Source organism: Nostoc sp. NOS(2021) (assembly GCF_017115025.1).
Taxonomy (GTDB): Bacteria; Cyanobacteriota; Cyanobacteriia; order Cyanobacteriales; family Nostocaceae; genus Nostoc.
Map to the genome: position 1 here is coordinate 1 of NZ_JABXKM010000152.1, position 4,218 is coordinate 4,218.

Sequence of the window (4,218 nt, forward strand, 5' to 3'; positions counted from 1 at the left end):
TTCATCCTGTATCTAGCTTCCCTCTCCAATATATCGGAGAGGGATTGAGGGTGAGGTAAGCCAGCGACATAAATTGTATGTTATTTAATTCTTATTCCTTAGTCCTCTTGAGAGGACTTTAGCTATTAGCCTCGGAATTTATTCCAGGGCGGGATGGCAACGAAGCAGAAGATTTATAAAGATGTTGGTAATGATTACGAATTACGAATTACGAATTACGAATTAGTCTTATTTCCCCTGCCATAGCTGCCGCAACGACTGAAAAATCTTTACAAATCTCTCTTCTAGCCAGACCATAACATAATCAAGCCATTCCAGAAGTTGCTCTAAGGGGTGCTTCTCATAGCCTGTTGAAGTTGCTTTGGTTTCTATCCAGTCTGGTTGTGCCTCAACTTGACTGCTTTGGTGAAATTGCTGTTGCAAAATTTCCCCTTTACGACTCTCGCTTTTTGGTTGGGAAATGCTGGCTCGGTTTTGTTTTGCAGAGGCGACTTTTCCAGATGTTTTTTGACTTGAGGCGAGATTACTAGTTGGTTGTTTCCTTCCTAGCAAACCAGATCCAACTTTAGGTTGTTTAACACTCAAGTTCTTTTGTGGAAAATGCCCTACTGATAAACTTGGCTCTAAAGCAGGATTTTTACTTTGAGAAAGTGTAACTGGCTTGTCAGCAAAGGTTTCGATGTCACCAAATAAATCATTCCACGTTAGCCAAGGATCGTCTGTTAAATCCTGGTTCTCTAACAGAGGGCTTTTGGACAAGGCTTTTCTAAGGCGTGATGATAATAGTTTACCTGGCAATCGCTCATCACTGATTGTTGACTCAAGTGTTTTTCTATTACCAACACCAAAAAAGTAATTAAGCGCCGCCTCAATCAAAGCCTGAAGATTCTGTGTATGAGTTTCCAAACCATCAGTAGTGGTTGCAATTTCTTCCCTACCAGCTAATTGCTCTTTGCCATAAAGAAATATATTTAACTGAGTTTGGGTAACTTGGACAATTTTCTGACTACGTTCTTGCACAGGTACTAAAGCATTTGACTCAAACTTAGCAACGGCTATATCTAAAAATGCTAATAATCTATCTGTATTAAACGCGATGTGCGATTTATTCTTAAAACCCCTCTCCAAACCTCTCCCCCACAGTCCGAGAGGCTTTGATTCTTGCTCCCCAACGCTGCTGGTAGGGAAGGGGTTGGGGGTTAGGTTTGAGATAAAGTTGGACACGGCATTATTAAGTAAATCTTTTGGTATACCCTCGGCTAAAACTGGAATTTTAGCTGGATTTCCGTCAGTAAGTTTTGCTAATAATCGGTCAATTTGTGGTAATAGCTGCGTTTCTTTTTTAGCTATAATCAAACGCCAATACTGCCAGTACTTAGCAACTTCGTTAATAATTCGGTCTTCTAATTTTGCCTGTTGTTGGGGTGTTAAGATATCTAAAATTTCATTATTGGCAGTAACAAGAACTAAATTCCGATTCATCAAATTTGTGGCAATTCCCCGCACTATTGGAAGATGGTGTTGAAGGGGATTTTCCAAGTGTGAACGGTTGAGACTTCCAGCTTGATTCTCTGTAATATTTGATGATTGAGTAAGATTAGCGTTATTATCAACGAATTTCAGCCGAGAAACTCCCAAGAAAGCCAAGGGATTGAAAGGTTCAGATGTTTTTGCAGGAGTCGAGGCGGTTTCATCTGATGACAGATAATTGACTGCTTCTAATACATGTTGAATGGGGCTATCAACATTTGGCAGAGTTTCGGTGTGAAAATCGGTATCATTTGGTTGTAACTTTAGTCTAATTTGTGGTTCTTTGGTGTGTAGCGTTTTCCCAGATGATTCCGATGACTGAAACAGTAGATACACTGGGTAAAGTAGTACCTCCACACCCCACTTAGTGGCGACTTGCAAATGCCGGAAGGTGTGTTCCCACTGTTGTGTCACCCGCCGAGATTGCTGGTGGACAAAGTTAAATAGTCTGCTTTGATAACGACCAGAGGAACCAGAAGACATAGTAGTAATTTTTTAGTTCAAGTCTTGTTAAGTTGTGAGACTCGCGCCAAACAATAAAAACAACCAACACCTCATTTTAGCGAAAATATGACCCCGACTGTCTCTCAATCCCAGACCAAATTTATCTCCCAAGTTATTGAGCAACTGCGCTCTTTTTGTCAAGTTAATCTTCAGTCTACGTGGCTATACGAGGAATCTGACCTAATTATTACTGATGTTGTAGCTGCTGATTTGTCTTATTGGCAACCTGTCCAGTTGAATGCTAAAGAACATATTGCTTGGACCGGCGGGAAAAAAGTGCTATGGCTAGTGCAAAGATTGGTGGTTCCCCAAGATTTACAAGGTTATTCCTTAGCTGGGTTATCTTTGCGGCTGGCGCTGGTTTGGTGGGCAGATTCTGCTGAGATTTATGTAAATGGGGAGTTAGTACTGGAGGGTGATTTATTTGATTGTTCGCCGAGAGTGCTTCTCAGTCAGGGGGTGACGTCAGGAGAAGAGTTTATTGTGGCTTTGCGGTTAGTGAGTCCGGGACATTGTGATGGTGCTTTAGTGCGATCGCTCCTAGTTTATCAGTCTATTGATGATAATAATCCCGATCCGGGTTTTGTGGCTGATGAGTTAGCTGTGGTGCAGCTTTATTTGGAAAAGTTTGCACCGCAAAAGTTGGATGTTTTGGCGGCGATGGTGGGGCAGATGACGAACCGCAGAGGCGCAGAGGACGCGGAGGTAGAGAAGGGAGAGTTGGTAAAATCGTTTTTGTCCCTACGTCAAAATTTAATTCAATCTGACATCTTAGCCCCCCTTTTGAAGGGGGGTTGGGGGGATCTAAAATCTAAAATTTTCCTTTTGGGTCATGCTCATTTAGATTTAGCATGGTTATGGCCTGTGAGTGAAACTTGGAATGCGGCGCAAAACACTTTTGAGTCGGTTCTGAAGTTGCAAGAAGATTTTCCTGAGTTAATTTTCTGTCATTCAACTCCGGCACTTTATGCTTGGATTGAGGAACATCGCCCGGATTTATTTCAGGCGATTCAAGCACAGGTAGCCGCTGGACGTTGGGAAGTTGTCGGCGGAATGTGGGTGGAACCAGAACTCAACTTGATTGCTGGTGAATCAATAGTCCGTCAGCTATTGTATGGTCAGCGCTACATCCAGGAAAAATTTGGCAAGCTTTCAACTGTGGTGTGGGTTCCAGATTCTTTTGGTTTCTGTGCAACTTTACCGCAGTTTTTCGCTAATGCCGGAATTGAGTATTTTGTCACGCAGAAGTTACGCTGGAATGATACTACTAAATTTGATTATGGGGCTTTTTGGTGGCGATCGCCTGACGGCAGTGAAGTCTTTAGTTTGATGTCTGCACCGATCGGTGAAAGCATTGACCCAGTTAAAATGACATCCTACGCTCTTGAATGGCAAACCCAAACTGGTTTAGCAGAATCCCTCTGGCTTCCCGGTGTCGGCGACCACGGCGGCGGCCCCACCCGTGATATGTTAGAAACCGCCCAACGCTGGCAAAAGTCGCCTTTCTTCCCAGACTTAGAATTTACGACGGCTGAAAAGTATTTACAGCAAATCAGTAAAGAAGGCAGAAGTCAGGATTCAGTAGTCAGTAGTTATGATTCTCCCTCATTCCCCATCTGGAATGACGAACTCTACTTAGAATTCCATCGCGGTTGCTACACTACCCACGCAGACCAAAAACGTTGGAATCGTCGTTGTGAAAATTTATTGTATGAAGCTGAACTATTTGCTACCTTGGCAACTGTAAGCTGTGGTGTGACATATCCCAAAGCAGAAATCGAAGCAGCTTGGAAGCTGGTGTTATTTCAACAGTTTCACGATATTTTACCTGGTTCTTCAATTACCCAAGTTTATCTGGATGCGTTGCCCCAGTGGCAGCAAGTGGAACAAATAGGAACGAAAATATTACAGTCATCACTTTTAGCGATCGCATCTCACACTACTCTATCAGAACCACCAAAACCCGATAGTTTACCTATTTTCATTTTTAATTCTCTTAATTGGCAGCGTTCTGAGGTAGTCTCTGTAGCTTTACCCACGCCAGAGGAATGGCAGATTTACGATGCTTCTGGAAAGCAGCTTGTCTCCCAATTATCTGAACCATCAACGCTACTATTTCTCGCCACCGAAATTCCACCCGTAGGCTACCGCATATTTTGGCTTTCCCCCTCATCCCCCTCATCC

General features: G+C 43.0%; 1 protein-coding gene and 1 pseudogene. One reads left to right on the top strand and one right to left on the bottom strand.

The window, feature by feature from the left end; genetic code table 11:
- Window positions 1-228: 228 nt before the first annotated feature.
- Window positions 229-2,013, bottom strand: a complete 1,785-nt coding sequence (locus HWQ41_RS19645) for a hypothetical protein (protein ID WP_292766331.1) — start codon at window positions 2,011-2,013, stop codon at window positions 229-231.
- A gap of 87 nt (window positions 2,014-2,100) precedes the next feature.
- Here HWQ41_RS19645 and HWQ41_RS19650 point away from each other — a divergent pair.
- Window positions 2,101-4,218: pseudogene (locus HWQ41_RS19650) on the top strand (alpha-mannosidase); the annotation flags it as partial.